We start from the raw sequence: 18,501 nt of genomic DNA on the forward strand, positions 1-18,501 counted from the left end.
GGTATCAAATCCGCGGTCTGCGCGCCTTCCGCTTACTTCACCCAAGGTCCACTGCACACACTCAGGTCGAATCGAAATCGGGCGGGTTCGGGTTGTCCGCGACCCAGATGTTGCCAAGGACTTCATCCGTCTCCGGTCCCGGATATCCCGCATTCACGAACCAAATGAGCCCACCATATCCGCTTTGCCTGTTCAGAGATACCACGAGGAAATTGTTTGGCATATCCGAATCGCCCATGTGTCGGCGATCCGACCATGAGAACCATGCGATGCCGCCCGGGTGCCAGTGTTCGCCCCCCTTGTTCCATCCCTGCAAAGTACCGAGGATTTCGGCAACTACGGTGGATACTTCTGTGTCCGCCTCGGCAAACCACCGGCGGTCGCTGCAAGTAACGTTGAGGATCCACGCAATACAGTGCTTACCATTCCGCTCCCGCCGGGATACCACACGGTCATGGTCCAACCCTTCAGCAGAATGGCCTCCACGGATCGGTGACAGTTGTAGATATCACTGCAGACGCCATTTGGATTGTTGATGACCACTACGGAATGTTGCTCCTTGAGCTCGTTCCTTATTTGCCAAGCGTATTTGGTCTCTACGTGCGAGACCGTCAGATGCGGGCTTTTACCTGTTCGTCCCGGCATGGAGGCTCCCCGCTCGGTCAGAAAATCATTATGTGCTTGCCGTGGCGTCCTCGAAGGCCGACCGCAGGGCGACGGACCGGCGGACCGCAGAGGCACGTCAGCAGGAGTAAAGGAACACCCGACCCCACCACTACACCCCGCCAACCCATCCGGTTGCGACCCATCAGCTGGTCAACATCAAGATCGCCGACCGGATCATCGTGATGGAAGACGGCCGGATCGCCGAACATGGGACGTACGACGAACTCACCGACGGCGGCGGTCTGTTCGCCGAACTCCTGGCCCTGTCCACCGACCGCTGACCCCACCCCCGGCCCGCCGTGCAGATGGAGGATTCCGTGACCGCACCAGCTCTCACCACGACCACGGCGGCGCTGCTCGTCAGCGCGGACGGCCACTACCTGCTGCATCTGCGGGACGCCAACAAAAACATCTGCAGCGCCGGACAGTGGTCGCTGCCCGGAGGCCATCCCGAACCCGGCGAAAGCCTCGACGACACGATCGCCCGCGAACTGATGGAAGAGGCCGGCCTGCGCATCCCCGACCTCGTCCCGTTCGCCGTCGTCGAGAACACCGACGCCGACGACCGGCCCACCGGCCGGGTCCAGGTGTACACCGGGACGTGGGACGGCGACCCCGCCCTGCTGCCACTGACCGAGGGGATCATGCTGCGCTTCACCGATGCCGAGCAGATCCCGTATCTGACCATGGACCCCGGCACCACGGCCGTCATCCGCCTCCACCAGGAGGGCCCACGCCCAAACGGTGATGCCCCCGACGCGTTGCCGGTGCTGCGCCTACGCGATACCGGCACGAAGACGGTCCCGAACGTTGTCGGCGTCCACCTGTACCTGGAACAGGACGGCAAGATCCTGCTCGGGTTGCGGCATCCCGACTCCGCCTTCTCGCCCCTGAAGCACCACTTCCTGGCCGGCCACTGCGAACAGGAATCCGCCATCGCCTGCCTGATCCGGGAGGCTTGGGAGGAGGCCGGGCTGGTGATCGAGGCTGAGGACGTCGAACTCGTGCACGTCGTCCACCTCCTCGACGCTCCCGGCGCGCAGCCGCGTCTCCAGCTGGTCTTCCGGGCCCGAACGTGGCAGGGCGAACCCCGGGTCCTGGAGCCGGACAAGTGCGTCAGCTGGAGCTGGTGGCCCGCCGACACCCTCCCCGAGCCCACCGTCGCCTACACCCGGGCCGCCATCGAGGGAATCCGGCACGGACGCCCCTACACGGAACTCGGCTGGGCCTGATCCCTGCCCCCAGCTGATCGGCGGGTTCTGCCGGACGGGCCCGGCGATCAGGCGGTCACGGCCCAGGCCTCCTCGGCCTGTGTGCCGCGCCGCCGCGTCGTGTCAGGTGACCAGCAGGCGGTTGAAGAACGAACGGTAGTGGCGCAGTGCCAGACGCAGGTCCTCGGTGTTCGCCTGTTCGCCCCGGTTCCACTGTCCTTCCAGTTCTTGTTTGTGGTCGGCGAAGGTGGCGGCCAGCTTTTGCATCACGTCCGCGACGAGGGCGTCGGCGGTGTGCACGGCGGCACGCGGGTCGTCCACGAACTCGTTCTGCACCTCCTGCCACCGTGTGCGGAACCCTTCCTCATCCTCGGGGGTAAGGAGCTGGGGCGCCTCGTCCTCGGAGCGGGCGCCCCGGTCCGTGGCCCGGTGCTGATCGCCGGAGTCGGCTCCCACCGCCTCGTCCCGAGCGCCACCGTCGGCTCCCGCGGCCTCTCCTTCGGCAGGCCTGCCCGGCGTAGCCGTGCTCTCGCCGGGGAAGGTCGGTACATCGGTCGACGTGCTCGCCGCCCCCTCCTGCGTGGACCTGTCGCGCGGTTGGGCGAGGTCGTCGGTGGACAGGCCGCTCGCGGCGGCAGTGTCCGGTATGTCGTTGCGTTGCATATCTCCTCCGTTCCCGGACGCCTGCGTTCCCCGGATCGGGGCGACGGTCTGGTCGCCGAGCCGTTCAGGCCGGAGCGGCACGGCGGGTTTCGCCGCCGTCGGAGAGCAGTTCGTCGAACAGGGCCCGGTAGTGCACCATGGCACCCCGCAATTGTTCGGTGGTCGCCTCGTGCCGGGTGCTGAGCTCATCGACATCGTGGGCGGCCCGGTAGTGCTCGAGTGTGCGGCCGTGCTCGACCGACAGATCCTTGAGCTGTTGGTCGAAGTCCTGGGTCGGGTAGCCGCGCTCGTGCATCAAGGAGGTCACCAGGCGGTCCGCGTCGTGCACCGCGTCCTCTGGACGGTCCACGAACTCCTCCTGCACGCTGGTCCAGTCCTGGGTGTACCGATCCCTGACCCTGCTGTCCAGCGGTTTGATGTCCAGCGCGTCATGCCGCTTCTCGCGGGCCTTGAGCTCGCGTTCACCGGCCATGCGGCTGCCGGCATCCTCCATCGTTCGTCCATACTCCGGGCCGAAGCGCTCACGCAGCTTCTTGCGACGTATGAGCAGCCAGGCCACCACGGCCGCCACGGCGATCACCACCACGATGGGAATGATGATCGCTAGAAGTGTCCCTGTTGACATCGGGCAGGCCCCCTAACGTGCGCGCCCCAAATGCACCTCTTTATGGTGAGTTGCCGCTTCTCCGCCATTGAAACGGAGATCGGTGGACGAATCGCTGCGATCAGGCACAGGCGGAGCCGCGGCTGCGAGTGGCCAACCAATCACCGCGTGTCACGCCGAACAACCGGCCGGTCAGCCGCCTGCCACACCCTCCACGCGAGATGGTCACACCTCCCTCACCGCTTGAGCCTCTGCTTCGCCCGGTGCGGGCTACCCGGAGGGAAGAAGCCCGTCCACAAAAGGAGTCGTCGTGGTCTTCGCCGCTCTCTTGCTGCCCCCGGGGTTGATGTGCGTGATGCTCGCGCTGGGACGCTATGAGGAGTGGCTGCTCAAGGAGCCTGCGCACCCCGCACGTCATGCACACCGAGGGCGCCACCTGTCCCTCGTTCGGCACACCGGCACCAAGGCGGCGCCGAGCGGCAGCGAGATCAGGCGGCGGATCACCGACGCGGCATGACCGTGAGCGACGGCGGTGCCGTAAACAAGAGGGGGTGTGCGGTCACAGGTGTGCCCTCCCTTCCGGAAAGCCAACCACCTGTTGACGCCCGGCCGGGCTGGGGTTGCGGGGGCGCCGCCGCGGCCGACGGCGGCTTTGACGCCGGCGAAGATCGCGCCCTGGAGGACGGCGGCTGACAGGATCTCGCGCCAGGTGCGGTGCTCTCGGTGGCGTCAGGGGCGTTCTCGTCATGTCCGAGCTTCTTCCAGACCTGCTTGAACACCGCACCGGCCAGCACACCGCTGACGGCGCCCCTGGCCATGCCGACCGGCTTGTAGGCGATCTTGGTTCTCGGCGTCGAACTCCAGGCCCAGCAGAATCGCCAGGTTCGCGATCCACAGCCACACCAGGAAGACGATCACACCGGCGAACGTGCCGTAGGTCTTGTTGCAGGAGGCGAAGTTCGCCATGTACAGCGCGAACCGGGCCGAGGCGATCATCCAGATCACCAGGGCCAGGAAACTGCCCGGTGTGATCCAGCGGAAGCCGACCACACCGCGAGCGCCAGACCGGCGATCGCCATGATCGACCCGATTCCGGCCTGACCCTGCATCTGCTTCACCGCGTTGCTCAAGACATCGCGCGCCGCACCTGAGGCGAGCTTCTGGATGTTGTCCAACACCTGCTTCATCACCGACTGGCCTACGATCCCCAGCAGCGAGATCAGCGCCAGCAGGGCCGGGAACAGCGCCAGGATCCCGTAGCAGGTCAGCGCCGCCGCCCGGTCGGTCAGCTCATCCTTCTTGAACTCCTTCAGCGTGCCTTTCAGCACCGCCCCAGGAGCCCTTGGGCAGGTCCGTCGGAGTGTCCGGTGCCGGCGGCTCCACCTGCTCATCCGGTCCGGCATCCGCCCCCCCGCCCGGCTTCGACCTCCTGGCCGCCCGCGGTGCGCCCGCCGCGCCCACGGTAGATAGAGATTTTTTGTGCGCTTTGCGCCTATTTGCGGCTGGGCTGCGGCCGGGAGAGATGTTCAGTCCTCGCCCCTGAAGTAGGCGAGCAGCCACTCGCCGAACGTCATCTCGTGCAGAGTCCAGGCCGGGGCGTCGAGCTCCACCACCACGACCCGCCAAGGCGATGCGGCGGTGGGTGGAGTACCTGCCGAGTCCGGCAGGGGCGAACCCCGAGCCCATGTCTTCCTCACGGAAGAGTTCGAGGTCTCCCCTGATGGATTCTCCGAGGTTGTGCAGGAGGTGACCCGCGGGATGCTCCACGGCGCCGGGTCCGTCCAGTTGAAGCCGGGCGGCCCAACAGGGCCCGAATCTCCGCTGTCACCCGGTCAAAATCCCTCAAGGTCGCCATCCTCGTCGCGCAGACGCGCTCCTTCTTCCCGCCATGACACGAACGTGGCCGGAAACTCCAGCTCAGCACCGAGCGGAGGACGGATCTCCCGCCGCACCAGGCGGAGCAGGAACTCCGCCATTCCCATGTCGTACTGGTGCTCCCCACGGCGGTTCCTGGGCCGGAAGACCACTCGCCACTCATCGGGCTCCCCCACACACGTCCACAGGAAGTCGTCACCGGCTTCGTTCGACGCCCAGGTCAACATCCCGTCCACCGGCGGCCACTCGACTCCGTGGAGCAGGTGGTCTTCGTAGGGGTAGCCGTCGAAGGCAGGTGTGAGGACGCCGATCGAGTCACCGATGGCGCCCAGCCCGTACACCGCCACGAAGTCGCGGTAGTCGCCCGGCAGTTCCCAGCCCGACTCGGCGCGCAACGCGTCCCAGTCGACGGCGTCGCCGCCACCGGCGGGCGGCCGCATGACGCGGCCCAGTTCTTCGACAGCCCAGTGCATGGTGTCCTCGGGTCGATCGGGATCGTCGGTCATGAGGCCGCATCATCGTGAAGGCGGCTCGCCACTGGTGGTCGTCGTCGTGGGTCCAGCTGTTGACGACATCCGCGGCGAGGTCACGTCCCCTCATGGCGTAGGGGACGGGGATGCGGGCCTGTCAGTGCGCGTGGGGGCCGCCGTCGCGGTGTTCGACGAGGCAGCTGTGGTCGTCCTCCAAGCACACCTGGATGTAGTGCCGGCCGGGATCAGATGAGTCGGCCCGCTCGACGATCAGGAAGCGGTGGCGGAGGTTGAGCTCGCTGAGGAGGTCGTACAGCGTGTCCTCGTCGGGGTCGTCCCAGGTGTCGCCGTTCCACGCCCTCGCCCGGATCCTGGTCACGCGCTCTCGCCGGCGTGCACGACGGACCGCTCGGCGAGACCGAGCAGTTCTTCGCCGGTGATACCGCGGTCGCCTGCGGCGGTGTGCAGGACGAGGCCGGTTTCCGGATCGGCCTCGGCCTCGGCCTCGGCCTTCAGGATCTCTCCGAGGCGGTTCTCCCACTCGACCCAGCTGCCGGGGGCGCCCTCCAGCAGGGACAGTTCGTTCAGCAGGACGGGCAGGGGGGCGATGCCCCGGTAGGGGCCGGTGCTGTGGCTCTGGGTGCGGGTGTTGTCGTAGCGCATCCGCAGGAAGGGGACGCGCTCGCGGTCGAGCTTGGTCGGCTGGAGGGCGAGGCGGAACAGGTGGGCGGCCTCTTCCTCGGTCTCCGTCCCGGAGAACTCGCAGCGGTAGCCGGGGAAGAGGGTCCAGGTGGCCTTGTGGAGGTCGGCGTCGTCCTGGGCGTGGTTGTCGTGGACGCCGGGGCTGACGGCGGCGACGGTGTCGAACTCCCAGCCGGGGCAGGTGAATCCGCCCAGGGCCACGAGCGGCCGGCCGCTGTCGGTGATGTCCGTGCTGTGGTCGCGTGCGAAGGCCAGCACGGCCTGTGCCAGGGCCGCGTCGTGGCGGCCCATGACCCGCATCTCCAGCAGGTGCTCGTGGTCCGGGGTGAGGACGGCGTCGAAGTTGAAGATCATGCGTGACCAGTGCCAGGCGTCGGGCAGGCCCTCGACGGGGGCGGCTCCGGGCTGGGCGGCCACCTCCGACGCCAGGTCCATCGTCCGGCTCTCTTCCTGTCGCTCGCTGTTGCTTCTCAGTTGCTTCTCAGTTGCTTCTCACTGTGTCTGCTGCCGGAGAGGGTCAGGAGCAGGAGTAGTCGGGTCCGGTGTCCTGCCGGTACGTCACCGTCATCCGTCCGCCGCTCGCAGAGTTCTGGCTGCCGGTCTTGGGCACCAGGTTATTCGTGTCGTCGTAGTAGTCGTTGCGGGTGCCGCGGTCGGTGTTGTATCCGGTCTGGTTCCAGTGCTGGACGACCGGGTGCAGGTGCTCGTAGGTCAGCTGGTCGCTGGGGACCGGGTTGCCGTTGGAGTCGAACCAGTTCGGCTGGTCCCGGGGGATGCCAGGGGTGTGATGCCCCCGGCCATGGCCTCGTGGGTGGACGCCGGTACTGCTGGGGTCCTCGGTGTCGCAATTGTGCTGGATTACCGGCGCGTTGGGGTCGCGCATCCACCAGCCGGCACGCGGCCGAAGGCGTCCCGCTCGACGGTGGTGGCGTGACCGAGGGCGGCGTCGTAGGTGTAGCGGGTGACGGCGCCGGCCGGGTCGGTGGCCGAGAGCCGGTTGCCCCGCTCGTCGTAGGTGTACCGCCGGGTGGCGCCGTCGGCGCCGTCCTCCTCGGTGATCCCGACGGGCACGCCGAGGTCGTCGTAGAGGGCGCGCATGGCGTGTCCGTCGGGGCGGAGGACGGTGGTGGTGTTGCCGGCGTCGTCGTACGCGTAGCCGGTGGCACGGCCAGGGCGTCGGTGGTGGAGGCAAGGCGTTCGGGGCCGTCCCACGTGCGGTGGACGGTGTTGCCCTCGGTGTCGGTCCATCCGGTCAGGCGCCGGTGTTCGTCGTAGCGGTGGACGGTGGTGTGGCCGAGGGAGTCGGTGTACCGGTTGGCGCGGCCGAGCGGGTCGTGGTCGAGGGTGCAGGAGAGGAAGCCGTCGGCGCCGGTGCCGCGGACGCAGCTGCCAACGACGTGATGGACCGGCACGACCTGGAACCGGAGTCGTGAGGGGCGGCCCGTGCGTCAAGTCCCCTCGCCCTCCGGATCGAGTCGGCGGCCCGCTGCTCCGCCAGGACGTCTCCGCTCAGCCGGCCCCTCCGACGACATGGCGGGCGCGGTCATCGACGAGCTCAAGGCTGCCGCCGAGGGGGTCCGGGTGCGGGGAGAGGAGGTCCCGTAGACCGGCACGACGTCCGCCTCGGGGTACGCCCCCAGGATCGGCCGGTGCACCCGGTCGAAGAGCGGACGGTGCTCGGGGGCGATCCCGTCGATGCAGGTCTGCACGTCCGCGTCCATACGCCCTGTTTGTACAGGGGAGACCGGCGTCACAGTGTCGTTGCGGGCAAGGTCACAGCCGTGGCCACTGCTGCTCCTTTGCCGCTCTGGCCTAGCATCCGAGCATGACGGTCCTGCCTGACGACGGGCTCTCGCTGGCCGCCGAGTTCCCTGACGCGAACCTTGATCAGTGGCACAGCCTGGTGGCGGGTGTCCTGCGCAAGTCCGGCAAGGAAGTCTCCGGCGTGGCAGCGGAGGACGCCCTGTCCACCGCGCTCGAGGACGGGCTGCGCACCCGCCCCCTGTACACCGCGCACGACACCGCGCCCGACCCCGGCTTCCCCGGCCTGGCCCCCTTCGTGCGGGGCGCCCGTGCCGAGGGGAACACCACCGGCGGCTGGGACGTACGGCAGCGGCACGCGGTCGCCGACAACAGCGCGGTGCTCACGGACCTGGAGAACGGCGTCAGCTCCCTGTGGCTCGTCGCGGGCGAGGGCGGCATCCCGGTGGCCTCGCTCGGCCAGGTCCTCGAGGGCGTCTATCTCGACCTCGCGCCGGTCGTCCTCGACGCGGGCAGCCAAGTGGTCCCCGCCGCACAGGAGTTGCTGCGGCTCTACGACGAGCGCGGCATCGACGGCCAGGCCGCGCGCGGCAACCTCGGCGCCGACCCGCTCGGCCACGAGGCCCGTACGGGCGAGGAGTTGGACTTCGCGCCCGTCGTCCCGCTCGCGCGCAGGTGCGCCGAGGAGTTCCCGGGGCTGCGGGCGCTGACGGTGGACGCGCTGCCGTACCACGAGGCCGGCGGTTCGGCCGCGCAGGAGCTGGGGGCCTCGATCGCCACCGGTGTCGCCTATCTGCGGGAGCTGACCGGGGCCGGGCTGAGCGTCGAACAGGCCTGTGCGCAGCTGGAGTTCCGGTACGCGGCGACGGCCGACCAGTTCCTGACGATCGCCAAGCTGCGGGCCGCGCGCCGGCTGTGGGCGCGGGTCGCCGAGGTGTGCGGGGCGCCCGGTGCCGGAGCCCAGGCACAGCACGCCGTCGTCTCGCCCGTGATGATGACCCGGCGCGACCCGTGGGTGAACATGCTGCGCGCGACGATCGCCACCCTGGCCGCCGGGGTCGGCGGCGCGGAGGCCGTCACCGTGCTGCCCTTCGACCACGCGCTCGGTCTGCCGGACGCGTTCGCCCGGCGTATCGCCCGCAACACCTCGACGATCCTGGTCGAGGAGTCGCACCTGGCCCGGGTGATCGACCCGGCGGGCGGCTCCTGGTACGTGGAGCGGCTGACCGACGAACTCGCCGAGGCAGCCTGGCGGTTCTTCCGGACGATCGAGCGCGACGGCGGCCAGGCGGCCGTTCTGCGCTCCGGACGGCTCCGCACGGACCTGGCGACGACCTGGGCACAGCGCTCCAAGAAGCTCGCCACCCGGCGCGAACCCATCACCGGCGTCAGCGAGTTCCCGCACCTCGGCGAGAAGCCCGTGGAGCGCGCCCCCGCGCCCGAGTCCCGGACCGGCGGCCTGCCCCGCGTGCGGCGCGACGAGGCGTACGAGGAGCTGCGCGCCCGCTCCGACGCCCACCTCGCGGCGACCGGGTCCCGGCCCCGCGTCTTCCTCGCCGCGCTCGGCCCGGCCGCGGCCCACACCGCCCGCACGACCTTCGCCGCCAACCTCTTCCAGGCCGGCGGCATCGAGCCCGTGACCGAGGGCACCTTCGAGGAGAGCGGCGCCACCGAGGCCTGCCTGTGCTCCAGCGACGCGGTGTACGAGGAGCGGGCCGACGAGGTCGTACAGGCCCTCAAGTCGGCAGGCGCGCGGCACGTGTTCCTCGCCGGGCGGCCCGGGCAGTACTCCGGCGTGGACTCCTACGTCTTCGCGGGCTGCGACGCCGTCGCCGTGCTCACCGCCACCCTCGACCGCATGGGAGTGTCCTGATGTCCAGCATCCCCGACTTCACCGGGATCGAGCTGGGGACCCCGGCCACCGAGGTCGGCGCCGACGAGTGGCGTACGGCTGTGAAGCAGGCCACCGGCGGCGCCGGGCCCGTCTGGGAGACGCCGGAGGGCATCGAGGTCAAGCCGCTCTACACCGGCCGTGACCTGGAGGGCCTGGACTTCCTGGAGACGTACCCGGGCGTGGCGCCGTACCTTCGCGGGCCGTACCCGACGATGTACGTCAACCAGCCCTGGACGATCCGCCAGTACGCGGGCTTCTCCACCGCCGAGGAGTCCAACTCCTTCTACCGGCGCAACCTCGCCGCCGGCCAGAAGGGACTGTCGGTCGCCTTCGACCTGCCCACGCACCGCGGTTACGACAGCGACCACCCGCGGGTGACCGGTGACGTCGGCATGGCGGGCGTGGCGATCGACTCGATCTACGACATGCGGCAGCTGTTCGACGGCATCCCCCTCGACAAGATGTCCGTGTCGATGACGATGAACGGCGCCGTGCTGCCGGTGCTGGCGCTGTACATCGTGGCGGCGGAGGAACAGGGCGTGCCGCCCGAGAAGCTGGCCGGGACCATCCAGAACGACATCCTCAAGGAGTTCATGGTCCGCAACACCTACATCTATCCGCCGAAGCCGTCGATGCGGATCATCTCCGACATCTTCGCCTACACCTCGCAGCGGATGCCCCGATACAACTCCATCTCCATCTCCGGGTATCACATCCAGGAGGCGGGTGCGACGGCCGACCTGGAGCTGGCGTACACGCTCGCGGACGGCGTCGAGTACATCCGCGCGGGACGCGAAGTCGGCCTGGACGTGGACGCGTTCGCGCCCCGGCTGTCCTTCTTCTGGGCGATCGGCATGAACTTCTTCATGGAGATCGCCAAGCTGCGGGCGGCGCGGCTGCTGTGGGCGAAGCTGGTGCGGCAGTTCGACCCGAAGAACGCCAAGTCCCTTTCCCTGCGCACCCATTCGCAGACCTCGGGCTGGTCGCTGACCGCGCAGGACGTGTTCAACAACGTCACCCGCACGTGCGTCGAGGCGATGGCGGCGACCCAGGGCCACACCCAGTCGCTGCACACCAACGCCCTTGACGAAGCACTGGCGTTGCCCACCGACTTCTCGGCGCGCATCGCCCGCAACACCCAGCTGCTGATCCAGCAGGAGTCCGGCACGACCCGGGTCATCGACCCGTGGGGCGGCAGCGCGTACGTGGAGAGGCTGACGTACGACCTCGCGCGCAAGGCGTGGCAGCACATCCAGGAGGTGGAGGCGGCGGGCGGCATGGCCAAGGCGATCGACGCCGGCATCCCCAAGCTGCGCATCGAGGAGGCCGCGGCCCGCACCCAGGCCCGTATCGACTCCGGCCGCCAGCCGGTCATCGGCGTCAACAAGTACCGGGTCGAGACGGACGAGGCGATCGAGGTCCTCAAGGTCGACAACTCCTCCGTACGGTCCCAGCAGATCGAGAAGCTCCGGCGGCTGCGGGCGGAGCGGGACGAGACCGCGTGCCGGGACGCGCTCGACGCGCTGACCAGGGCCGCGGACGGCGAGGGCAACCTGCTGGAGCTGGCCGTGCACGCGGCCCGCGCGAAGGCCACCGTCGGCGAGATCTCCGATGCCCTGGAGAAGGTGTACGGCCGGCACGCGAGCCAGATCCGTACGATCTCCGGGGTGTACCGCAACGAGGCAGGGGAGTCCGAGAACGTGGACCGCACCCGCGCGCTGGTGGACGCCTTCGAGGAGGCGGAGGGCCGCCGGCCGCGCATCCTGGTCGCCAAGATGGGCCAGGACGGCCACGACCGCGGCCAGAAGGTGATCGCCACCGCCTTCGCCGACCTCGGCTTCGACGTCGACGTCGGCCCCCTGTTCCAGACCCCGGGCGAGGTGGCCCGCCAGGCCGTGGAGGCGGACGTGCACATCGTCGGCGTCTCGTCCCTGGCCGCCGGTCACCTCACCCTCGTACCGGCGCTGAAGGAGGCGCTGGCCGAGGAGGGCCGGGAGGACATCATGATCGTGGTGGGCGGGGTGATCCCGCCGCAGGACGTGCCGACCCTCCTGGAGATGGGCGCGGCGGCCGTGTTCCCGCCGGGGACGGTGATCCCGGACGCGGCGTACGACCTGGTGGAGCGTCTGTCGGCCGACCTCGGACACGGGCAGTGATCGATCTCGACGCGTATGTGAAGGGCGTGCTCGACGGGAAGCGGGCGATCGTGGCCCGCGCGATCACCCTCGTCGAGTCCACCCATCCCCGACACCGGTCACTGGCACAGGAGTTGCTCACCGAGCTGCTCCCGCACAGTGGCCGGGCGCGGCGGATCGGTGTGAGCGGGGTGCCGGGGGTCGGCAAGTCGACGTTCATCGACGCGTTCGGCACGATGCTGACCTCGCTCGGGCACCGGGTGGCTGTCCTCGCCGTGGACCCGTCCTCCAGCCGTACCGGGGGCTCGATCCTCGGCGACAAGACCCGCATGGAGCGCCTGGCCGTCGACCCGAACGCCTTCGTACGACCCTCCCCGAGCGCGGGCACGCTGGGCGGGGTGGCGAAGGCGACCCGGGAGTCGATGGTCGTGATGGAGGCCGCCGGGTACGACGTGATCCTGGTCGAGACCGTCGGCGTCGGCCAGTCCGAGACCGCGGTCGCCGACATGGTCGACTCCTTCCTGCTGCTCAGCCTGGCCCGTACCGGCGACCAGCTCCAGGGCATCAAGAAGGGCGTCCTGGAACTCGCCGACGTGATCGCGGTCAACAAGGCGGACGGCCCGCACGAGCGCGACGCCCGCGCGGCCGCGCGTGAACTGGCGGGCGCGCTACGGCTGATGCACGGCAAGGACGCCTTCTGGACTCCCCCGGTGCTCAGTTGCAGCGCCCGCGAGTCGACCGGCCTGGACGTGGTCTGGGAGCGCCTGGAACAGCACCGGATGCTTCTCGACTCCACGGGGCGGCTCACCGCCAAGCGGCGGGACCAGCAGGTCGGCTGGGCCTGGGCGATGGTGCGGGACGAACTCCTCGGCCGCCTGCACTCCCACCCGGCCGTCAAGGCCCTCGCCCCGGACCTCGAACAGCGGGTCCGGGAGGGGCAGTTGACGGCCACGCTGGCCGCCGAACGGATCCTTGAGGCCTTCGGCCAGGACACCGGGCGCGGGTAGGTACCCGGCTCGAGGGACGGAACCGGCCGGCCGGGACGGACCGCCGCCGTCCGCGGCACGCCACGGCACGCCACGCCACGCCACGGGAGCACGGCACGGCAGAGGCTCCGCGGCCGGGACCGCAGCGGAGGCCCCGCTATTCAGGCTCCCGCTCCCGGACCCTGGCCACGGCCGCCGCCATCTGCCGCTGCACGTCCTCCGGCACCGCTGCGCCATGGACGGCGCCCATCAGACCCTGGGCGAGGTGGTGCAGTTTGGTGTTGGTGTTCTGGGAGGCGGTGACGAGCACCGTCCAGGCGTCCTCGGGGCTCAGCCCGAACGAGGCCATGACGATCCCGCGGGCCACGTCGATGGCCGGGCGGGTCCGCATCGCCCGGCGCAGCTGATCGACCTCCAGGCGCAGCTCCTCGTCGACATCCATGGGCTGGGGCTGCTCCTCGGGACCCGGACCGGGACCGGGGACGGGGCTCAGGGCAGGCGCGGGGACGGGCACGGCGGCCGCGGTGGCCGAGTCGGCGGCCGGGGTGGCCGAGTCGGCGGAGCGTACGGACCTGTCGGTCACGAACAGCTCCCCCGCTCCGGTCAGGTCGAGCAGGCGCTCGACGGCCGGACTGCACGTCCGGACGGTGACCGTCTTGCCCTGGTCCAGGGCCTCCCTGCGCAGGCCCAGCAGGACGTTGAGGCCGCCGCAGTCGCAGAACCGGACCCCTGCGAGGTCCAGGTCCACGCCGGTGGCCGAGCGGTCGAGGACGGCCGAGAGCTCCGCCTGGAGCTCCTGGGCTCCGAGGTCGAACTCGCCACGGCAGACGACCACCGTCCGGTCCCCGGCCACGACGGCTTTGATCGTGGCCAGACACGGCGGGCGCGCGTCCAGCGTGGTGAGGGGCTGCGCCGAGTGCGCAGGTTCCGGCATGGCCCTCTCCCGTTCATGTGCTCGGCTGCCTCTGTCCCTCAGATTCCCCTCAGTGACCCACATACGTCAACTAATACATGAAATTTTGTTCCGGTTTTTGAATGCGTGAATGTCTGGTCGCTAGACTGCTGCCATGGATGGAGTGCCCGAGTCTCACAGCGGATGGACGTTCGTCACCAACCATGCGCGAGTACTGGCCGCGATCGCCGACAACCACAGCGCCCGGATCCGCGACATCGCCGCGCGCTGCCGGCTGACCGAACGCGCCGTACAGAAGATCATCTCCGACCTGGAGCAGGACGGATACCTGTCGCACGTGCGGGAGGGCCGCACCAACACCTACCGCATCGACCCGGGAAAGGTGCTGCGCCATCCCGCCGAGGCCGGCCTGACGGTGGCGTCACTGCTCTCCCTGCTCGTCCAGGACGAGGCGGCCCGCAGCCCCCTCACGGGCACCCGCCGGCCCACTCCCGCCTGACCCTGTCGGCGCGGCAGGCACCCCCCGCACCGCAGACACGGGATCACATGCCGCCGCCCTCTCCATCAGCGGCGGTGGGATTCCAGGGCGGTCGTCCCGAACCACCTGGGCAGGGTGGCGACCAGTTCCCCCTGCTTCTCCCCCACCCACGCCACATGGCCGTCCGGCCGCAACAGGACCGCGGGAACGTCCAGTTCCCGGCCGGCGTCGACGACGTGGTCGACCCGGTCCGCCCAGCCCGCCACCGACAGCCGGCCGGTGCCGTCGAGCAGCAGCCCGCGCCCCCCGCGCGTCAGCTCGTAGAGGCGGCGGCCGCTCTTGAGCGTGAGGTCGCGCAGGTGCCGGCCGAGCAGTTCGTGGCCCTCGCCGAAGTCGTAGCGGACGCCGATCGCGGTGACCTTCTCGATCAGGTACCGGTTCACCTCGTCGAAGTCCATCAGCTGCGCCAGCAGCCGGCGCACCGCCCGCGGCCCCGGTTCGGTGGACAGCAGCTCCATCTGCGCACGGGTGTTGTTCAGTACGTCGGCGGCCACCGGGTGCCGTTCGGCGTGGTAGCTGTCGAGCAGGTCCTCAGGAGCCCAGCCGGCCACCTCGGCGGCCAGCTTCCAGCCCAGGTTGAACGCGTCCTGGATACCGAGGTTCAGCCCCTGTCCGCTCACCGGCGGGTGGACGTGGGCCGCGTCCCCGGCCAGCAGCACCCGGCCGACCCGGTAGCGCTCGGCCTGCCGGGTGGCGTCGCCGAAGCGGGAGAGCCAGCGCGGTGAGTGCACGCCGAAGTCGGTGCCGGCGACCGCCCGCAGCTGTCGCTTGAACTCCTCCAGGGTCGGGGCGACCGAGCGGTCCCCGGCCACCCCCTCGGCGGGCACCACGACGCGGTACAGCCCGTCCCCGACGGGCCCGAGGCCGAACAGCCTCTGGGTCCGGCGGACCTCGGTCACCACCGCGGTCACCGTCTCCGGCGCCACGCCGACCTCCATCGCGCCGAGCAGCGTCTCGGCCTTGGCGGACGCGCCCGGGAAGCCGACGCCGAGCAGCTTGCGCACGGTGCTGCGGCCGCCGTCGCAGCCCACGAGAAAGCGCGCGCGCAGCCGCGTACCGTCGGCGAGTTCGACGCTCACCCCGGCCCCGGCCCCGTCGACCGACTGACTCAGCCCGACCAGCTCGCAGCCGCGCCGGACCTCCGCGCCCAGTTCGACGGCACGCTCGGCCAGCAGGCGGTCGGTGACGGTCTGCGGGATGGCGAGGACGTAGGCGTGCGCACTGTCCAGCCCGTCCGGCCAGGGCTTGTCGATGCTGGCGAAGTAGCCCCCGGCCGTGAACTGCCTGCCGTGCGCGAGGAACCGCTCCAGCAGCCCGCGCTGGTCCAGCACCTCGATGCTGCGCGCGTGCAGGCCGAGCGAGCGGACGATCTCGGTCGGCCCGGCCTCCTTCTCCAGTACGACCACCCGCACACCGCGCAGCCGCAACTCGGCGGCCAGCATCAGACCCGTCGGCCCGCCGCCGGCGACGATCACGTCGATCATCGGATCCCCCTCCTCGGTTCGGACGGAGATTGTGCGGCAGGACGGGGATCTTGCCGCAAGGCCCCCCGTGAGCTATACGTTGAAGAGGGCAAGGAGAGCGGTGATCTCCTTGCCCTCGCTCATGTGCGACCCGGTTCAGGACGGCTGCAGATAGCGCGCCAGCAGGTCGTCCAGCGTCACCATCCCCGTGAGCGTGCCCGCCGCGTCCCGTACGACCGCCAGGGAGGCCCGGTTGCGGCGCAGGAGGTCGATCGCGTCGGCGACGGTGGTGTCCTGCGTCAGCTCCGGGACCGGGCGGGCCAGGGTGCGGGCGGTGCCGGTGCGGCCCTGGGCACGGGCGACCAGGGCGTCGCGGGCGTGGAGGGAGCCGAGCACCAGGTCGCCCTCGCGGACCAGCATGCGGGTGCGGTCGTGCTCGGCGGCCGTACGCAGGACGGCGTCGAAGTCGGCGCTTCCCTCCACCGAGGTGATCTCCGCGGCCGGGACACGCAGGTCGCCGACGGGTGTTCCGGGCTCGGTGAGCGAGCGTGTGAGCAGCGCCGAGTCGGCCTCGCTGATCAGCCCGAGCCGCTGCGACTCCTCCACCAGATGGGTCAGTTGCTCGCGGTTGTGCACGGCGGCGAGTTCGTCGCGCGGGGTGACCCGGCACAGCCGTACCAGCGCGTTGCTCATCCCGTTCAGTACCGAGATCAGCGGCCTGACGGCCTTGACCACGCCCCGGAAGGGCGGCGAGAGCAGCATCGCGGAGCGCTCGGGGTGGGCGATCGCCCAGGACTTGGGGGCCATCTCACCGAGCACCATGTGCAGGAACACCACGACGACCATGGCGAACACGAAGGCCACGCCGTAGCTGAGCGCGCTGGGCAGGCCCAGGTCGTGCAGCAGCGGGTCGAGTTCGTGGGAGATCGCGGGCTTGGAGACCGAACCGAGGCCCAGGGTGCAGACGGTGATGCCGAGTTGGGCGCCGGCCAGCATCAGCGACAGCTCGCGCATCCCGGCCAGGGCCGCCTTCGCGCCGCGCCGTCCCTCCGCCGCGGCCTTCTCCATGCGGTGCCGCTTGGCGGCGACCAGCGCGAACTCGGCGGCGACGAAGAAGCCGCTGCCGATCAGCAGCAGGACGGTGACGAAGAGCGCCGTCGGGAAACTCATTCCGGCTCCACCGCCTGCACGCGGACGCGTTCCGGTACGTGCCGGTCCAGAGTCCGTACGTCGATCACCGCGCGGCCGCCGTCCGGCAGCTCGACCGTGATCCGGTCCCCGATCGCAGGGAAGCGGCCGAGACGGTCCACCACCAGGCCCGCGACGGTGTCGTAGTCCTCCTCCTCGGGGAGTTCGACGCCGGTGGCGTCGGCGATCTCGTCGAGCCGGCGGCCGGCGTCGACCAGCCAGCCCTCCCCGTCGGGCACCGCGGGTTCGGTGACGGTGTCGGTCTCGTCGGCGATGTCACCGACCAGTTCCTCGGCGATGTCCTCGTAGGTGACGATGCCGGCGACTCCGCCGTGCTCGTCCAGGACGACCGCGAACTCGTCGTCCCGCTCCCGCATCTGCGCGACCGCCTCCGGCAGCGGGAGCGTGTCGGGCAGCAGGAGCGGGGTGCGGGCGAGGGACCGCGCGGTGGACCGGGTCAGCTCGTGGGCGGTCAGGCGCGTCAGCTCCCGTACGCCCAGGACGCCGGGCACGTCGTCGGGGTGGTCGCCGAGGACGGGGTAGGTGGAGTGGCCGTGCTTGGCGATCAGGTCGACCGCCTCGGCGGCGGTGGCGTCCGCTCGGACGAAGACGGCGTCGACGCGCGGCACCATCACCTCGTCGAGGGTGCGCTCGGAGAACTCCAGGGCGTGGTCGAGGAGTTCGGCGGTGTCCCTGGGCAGTTCGCCCTGTTCGTGGGACTCGCCGATGAGGTGGCCGAGTTCCTCCAGGGTGGCGCCGTGGTGGAGTTCCTCGACGGGTTCGATGCCGGCCTTGCGCAGGAGACGGTTGGCGGCCCCGTCGAAGACGTGCACGAGGGGTCCTACGACCTTGAGGTAGCCGAGCGTCGAGGGTGCGAGGGCCTTCGCGAGCCGCTCGGGGACGGCGATCGCGAGGTTCTTCGGGGCCAGTTCGCCGAGCACCATCTGGACGACGGTGGCCAGGACGAAGGCCAGCACGACGGAGATGCCGCCGACGGCCCCCTCCGGGATGCCCAGGCCGGTCAGGGCGGGCTCGAGGAGCGCGGAGACCGAGGGTTCGGCGATGAAGCCGACGACCAGGCCGGTGACGGTGATGCCCAGCTGGGCGCCGGAGAGCATGAAGGACAGCCGCTCCAGGACCTTCAGTGCGCGGGCGGCCTTGCGGTCACCGGCCTCCGCCTCGCGGGAGAGGGCCAGCCGGTCCGCGGAGACGTACGCGAACTCCTGGGCGACGAAGTAGCCGGTGCCGGCGGTCAGCAGGAACACGGCCAGCAGGCCCAGCAGGGCACTCGTGGTACTCAACGGCGGGTCGATCGCGTGGGGCGGGGGTCCGTCGGGGTGGCGGACACGGGCTTGCTCCTTCGGTAGTGCGGTGCGCTGTGAGAACGGCCGGGGCGGGAGCGGCGTTCCCAGATCTACCAGCCGGGCGGCAC

The 18,501-nt window shown here is 70.1% G+C and carries 20 protein-coding genes and 2 pseudogenes; 7 read left to right on the forward strand and 15 right to left on the reverse strand.

From position 1 onward, the window contains the following. Window positions 1–336 precede the first annotated feature (336 nt). Window positions 337–645 carry a DddA-like double-stranded DNA deaminase toxin gene (locus tag ACFYZ8_RS30225; RefSeq protein WP_388538135.1) on the reverse strand — a complete coding sequence of 103 codons (309 nt, stop codon included), beginning with the start codon at window positions 643–645 and terminating at the stop codon, window positions 337–339. A gap of 338 nt (window positions 646–983) precedes the next feature. Between ACFYZ8_RS30225 and ACFYZ8_RS30230 the strand changes: the two genes are divergently transcribed. Next, window positions 984–1,898: an NUDIX domain-containing protein gene (locus tag ACFYZ8_RS30230; RefSeq protein ID WP_388538134.1), complete on the forward strand. Its 915-nt coding sequence runs from the start codon at window positions 984–986 to the stop codon at window positions 1,896–1,898. Between the two features lie 102 nt (window positions 1,899–2,000). On the opposite strand, the gene ACFYZ8_RS30235 is transcribed toward ACFYZ8_RS30230, so the two are convergent. Continuing rightward, entirely contained in the window at window positions 2,001–2,540 is a 540-nt protein-coding gene (locus tag ACFYZ8_RS30235; protein WP_388538132.1) for a hypothetical protein, read from the reverse strand. A gap of 64 nt (window positions 2,541–2,604) precedes the next feature. Next, entirely contained in the window at window positions 2,605–3,165 is a 561-nt protein-coding gene (locus tag ACFYZ8_RS30240; protein WP_388538130.1) for a hypothetical protein, read from the reverse strand. Window positions 3,166–3,454: 289 nt separating this feature from the next. Between ACFYZ8_RS30240 and ACFYZ8_RS30245 the strand changes: the two genes are divergently transcribed. Next, the gene (locus ACFYZ8_RS30245) at window positions 3,455–3,661 is read left to right on the forward strand and encodes a hypothetical protein (RefSeq protein ID WP_388538401.1); all 207 of its coding nucleotides are present in this window, start codon (window positions 3,455–3,457) and stop codon (window positions 3,659–3,661) included. Window positions 3,662–3,762: 101 nt separating this feature from the next. Here ACFYZ8_RS30245 and ACFYZ8_RS30250 read toward each other — a convergent pair. From ACFYZ8_RS30250 to ACFYZ8_RS30280, 7 genes and pseudogenes are all read right to left on the reverse strand, one after another. After that, window positions 3,763–3,962, reverse strand: a pseudogene (locus tag ACFYZ8_RS30250) (DUF4235 domain-containing protein); the annotation flags it as partial. A gap of 4 nt (window positions 3,963–3,966) precedes the next feature. Further along, window positions 3,967–4,527 (reverse strand): annotated as a pseudogene (locus ACFYZ8_RS30255) (YihY/virulence factor BrkB family protein); the annotation flags it as partial. Window positions 4,528–4,976: 449 nt separating this feature from the next. Next, window positions 4,977–5,525, reverse strand: coding sequence for a hypothetical protein (locus ACFYZ8_RS30260; RefSeq protein ID WP_388538129.1), 549 nt, complete (start codon window positions 5,523–5,525; stop codon window positions 4,977–4,979). A 121-nt stretch (window positions 5,526–5,646) separates the two neighbouring features. Further along, a complete protein-coding gene (locus ACFYZ8_RS30265) occupies window positions 5,647–5,868 on the reverse strand; it encodes a hypothetical protein (protein ID WP_388538128.1) in 222 nt (73 codons plus the stop codon). Then, window positions 5,865–6,626, reverse strand: coding sequence for a hypothetical protein (locus ACFYZ8_RS30270; protein ID WP_388538126.1), 762 nt, complete (start codon window positions 6,624–6,626; stop codon window positions 5,865–5,867). Before ACFYZ8_RS30270 ends, ACFYZ8_RS30265 begins: the two co-directional genes overlap by 4 nt. 82 nt (window positions 6,627–6,708) lie before the next feature. After that, on the reverse strand, window positions 6,709–7,074 hold the full coding sequence (locus ACFYZ8_RS30275; RefSeq protein ID WP_388538124.1) for a hypothetical protein: 366 nt from the start codon (window positions 7,072–7,074) through the stop codon (window positions 6,709–6,711). Then, window positions 7,050–7,403 (reverse strand): hypothetical protein, encoded by a 354-nt coding sequence (locus ACFYZ8_RS30280; RefSeq protein ID WP_388538123.1) that lies wholly within the window; start codon window positions 7,401–7,403, stop codon window positions 7,050–7,052. Before ACFYZ8_RS30280 ends, ACFYZ8_RS30275 begins: the two co-directional genes overlap by 25 nt. Before the next feature lie 77 nt (window positions 7,404–7,480). On the opposite strand from ACFYZ8_RS30280, the gene ACFYZ8_RS30285 reads away from it, so the two are divergent. After that, entirely contained in the window at window positions 7,481–7,624 is a 144-nt protein-coding gene (locus ACFYZ8_RS30285) for a hypothetical protein (RefSeq protein WP_388538121.1), read from the forward strand. Window positions 7,625–7,639: 15 nt separating this feature from the next. Here the strand turns inward: ACFYZ8_RS30285 and ACFYZ8_RS30290 are convergent, their stop codons facing one another. Beyond that, the gene (locus tag ACFYZ8_RS30290; RefSeq protein WP_388538119.1) at window positions 7,640–7,912 is read right to left on the reverse strand and encodes a DUF1801 domain-containing protein; all 273 of its coding nucleotides are present in this window, start codon (window positions 7,910–7,912) and stop codon (window positions 7,640–7,642) included. 104 nt (window positions 7,913–8,016) lie between these two features. Here ACFYZ8_RS30290 and ACFYZ8_RS30295 point away from each other — a divergent pair, with 104 nt between their 5' ends. From ACFYZ8_RS30295 to meaB, 3 genes are read left to right on the forward strand one after another with little or no spacing between them, the layout of a single operon-like run. Beyond that, window positions 8,017–9,825 (forward strand): methylmalonyl-CoA mutase family protein, encoded by a 1,809-nt coding sequence (locus tag ACFYZ8_RS30295; RefSeq protein ID WP_388538117.1) that lies wholly within the window; start codon window positions 8,017–8,019, stop codon window positions 9,823–9,825. After that, window positions 9,825–12,002: a methylmalonyl-CoA mutase gene (gene scpA / locus ACFYZ8_RS30300; RefSeq protein ID WP_388538116.1), complete on the forward strand. Its 2,178-nt coding sequence runs from the start codon at window positions 9,825–9,827 to the stop codon at window positions 12,000–12,002. Before ACFYZ8_RS30295 ends, scpA begins: the two co-directional genes overlap by 1 nt. Beyond that, complete coding sequence (gene meaB, locus ACFYZ8_RS30305; RefSeq protein WP_359031418.1) at window positions 11,999–12,988, forward strand: methylmalonyl Co-A mutase-associated GTPase MeaB; 990 nt, start codon at window positions 11,999–12,001, stop codon at window positions 12,986–12,988. Before scpA ends, meaB begins: the two co-directional genes overlap by 4 nt. A gap of 136 nt (window positions 12,989–13,124) precedes the next feature. Here the strand turns inward: meaB and ACFYZ8_RS30310 are convergent, their stop codons facing one another. Next, the gene (locus ACFYZ8_RS30310; protein ID WP_388538114.1) at window positions 13,125–13,901 is read right to left on the reverse strand and encodes an ANTAR domain-containing protein; all 777 of its coding nucleotides are present in this window, start codon (window positions 13,899–13,901) and stop codon (window positions 13,125–13,127) included. Between the two features lie 133 nt (window positions 13,902–14,034). Between ACFYZ8_RS30310 and ACFYZ8_RS30315 the strand changes: the two genes are divergently transcribed. Continuing rightward, the gene (locus tag ACFYZ8_RS30315) at window positions 14,035–14,379 is read left to right on the forward strand and encodes a helix-turn-helix domain-containing protein (protein WP_359031416.1); all 345 of its coding nucleotides are present in this window, start codon (window positions 14,035–14,037) and stop codon (window positions 14,377–14,379) included. A 65-nt stretch (window positions 14,380–14,444) separates the two neighbouring features. Here the strand turns inward: ACFYZ8_RS30315 and rox are convergent, their stop codons facing one another. The 3 genes from rox to ACFYZ8_RS30330 all read right to left on the reverse strand — a co-directional run bounded on the left by rox (window position 14,445) and on the right by ACFYZ8_RS30330 (window position 18,370). After that, the gene (gene rox, locus ACFYZ8_RS30320; RefSeq protein ID WP_388538112.1) at window positions 14,445–15,902 is read right to left on the reverse strand and encodes a rifampin monooxygenase; all 1,458 of its coding nucleotides are present in this window, start codon (window positions 15,900–15,902) and stop codon (window positions 14,445–14,447) included. Window positions 15,903–16,037: 135 nt separating this feature from the next. Next, entirely contained in the window at window positions 16,038–17,051 is a 1,014-nt protein-coding gene (locus ACFYZ8_RS30325; protein WP_359031414.1) for a hemolysin family protein, read from the reverse strand. Next, window positions 17,048–18,370: a hemolysin family protein gene (locus ACFYZ8_RS30330; protein WP_388538111.1), complete on the reverse strand. Its 1,323-nt coding sequence runs from the start codon at window positions 18,368–18,370 to the stop codon at window positions 17,048–17,050. The genes ACFYZ8_RS30325 and ACFYZ8_RS30330 overlap by 4 nt, the downstream gene beginning before the upstream one ends. Between the last annotated feature and the right edge of the window lie 131 nt (window positions 18,371–18,501).

It is taken from the genome of Streptomyces sp. NPDC001668 (assembly GCF_042893155.1).
In the GTDB taxonomy this organism is placed as follows: Bacteria; Actinomycetota; Actinomycetes; order Streptomycetales; family Streptomycetaceae; genus Streptomyces.

Bases quoted from the DNA above. Each gene is read 5' to 3' on its own strand.
- ACFYZ8_RS30295 (WP_388538117.1), top strand. From the start codon at position 8,017: ATGACGGTCCTGCCTGACGACGGGCTCTCGCTGGCCGCCGAGTTCCCT.
- ACFYZ8_RS30275 (WP_388538124.1), bottom strand. From the start codon at position 7,074: ATGCGCGACCCCAACGCGCCGGTAATCCAGCACAATTGCGACACCGAG.
- ACFYZ8_RS30325 (WP_359031414.1), bottom strand. From the start codon at position 17,051: ATGAGTTTCCCGACGGCGCTCTTCGTCACCGTCCTGCTGCTGATCGGC.
- ACFYZ8_RS30240 (WP_388538130.1), bottom strand. From the start codon at position 3,165: ATGTCAACAGGGACACTTCTAGCGATCATCATTCCCATCGTGGTGGTG.
- ACFYZ8_RS30260 (WP_388538129.1), bottom strand. From the start codon at position 5,525: ATGACCGACGATCCCGATCGACCCGAGGACACCATGCACTGGGCTGTC.
- rox (WP_388538112.1), bottom strand. From the start codon at position 15,902: ATGATCGACGTGATCGTCGCCGGCGGCGGGCCGACGGGTCTGATGCTG.
- ACFYZ8_RS30235 (WP_388538132.1), bottom strand. From the start codon at position 2,540: ATGCAACGCAACGACATACCGGACACTGCCGCCGCGAGCGGCCTGTCC.
- ACFYZ8_RS30310 (WP_388538114.1), bottom strand. From the start codon at position 13,901: ATGCCGGAACCTGCGCACTCGGCGCAGCCCCTCACCACGCTGGACGCG.
- ACFYZ8_RS30270 (WP_388538126.1), bottom strand. From the start codon at position 6,626: ATGGACCTGGCGTCGGAGGTGGCCGCCCAGCCCGGAGCCGCCCCCGTC.
- scpA (WP_388538116.1), top strand. From the start codon at position 9,825: ATGTCCAGCATCCCCGACTTCACCGGGATCGAGCTGGGGACCCCGGCC.
- ACFYZ8_RS30290 (WP_388538119.1), bottom strand. From the start codon at position 7,912: ATGGACGCGGACGTGCAGACCTGCATCGACGGGATCGCCCCCGAGCAC.
- ACFYZ8_RS30315 (WP_359031416.1), top strand. From the start codon at position 14,035: ATGGATGGAGTGCCCGAGTCTCACAGCGGATGGACGTTCGTCACCAAC.
- ACFYZ8_RS30225 (WP_388538135.1), bottom strand. From the start codon at position 645: ATGCCGGGACGAACAGGTAAAAGCCCGCATCTGACGGTCTCGCACGTA.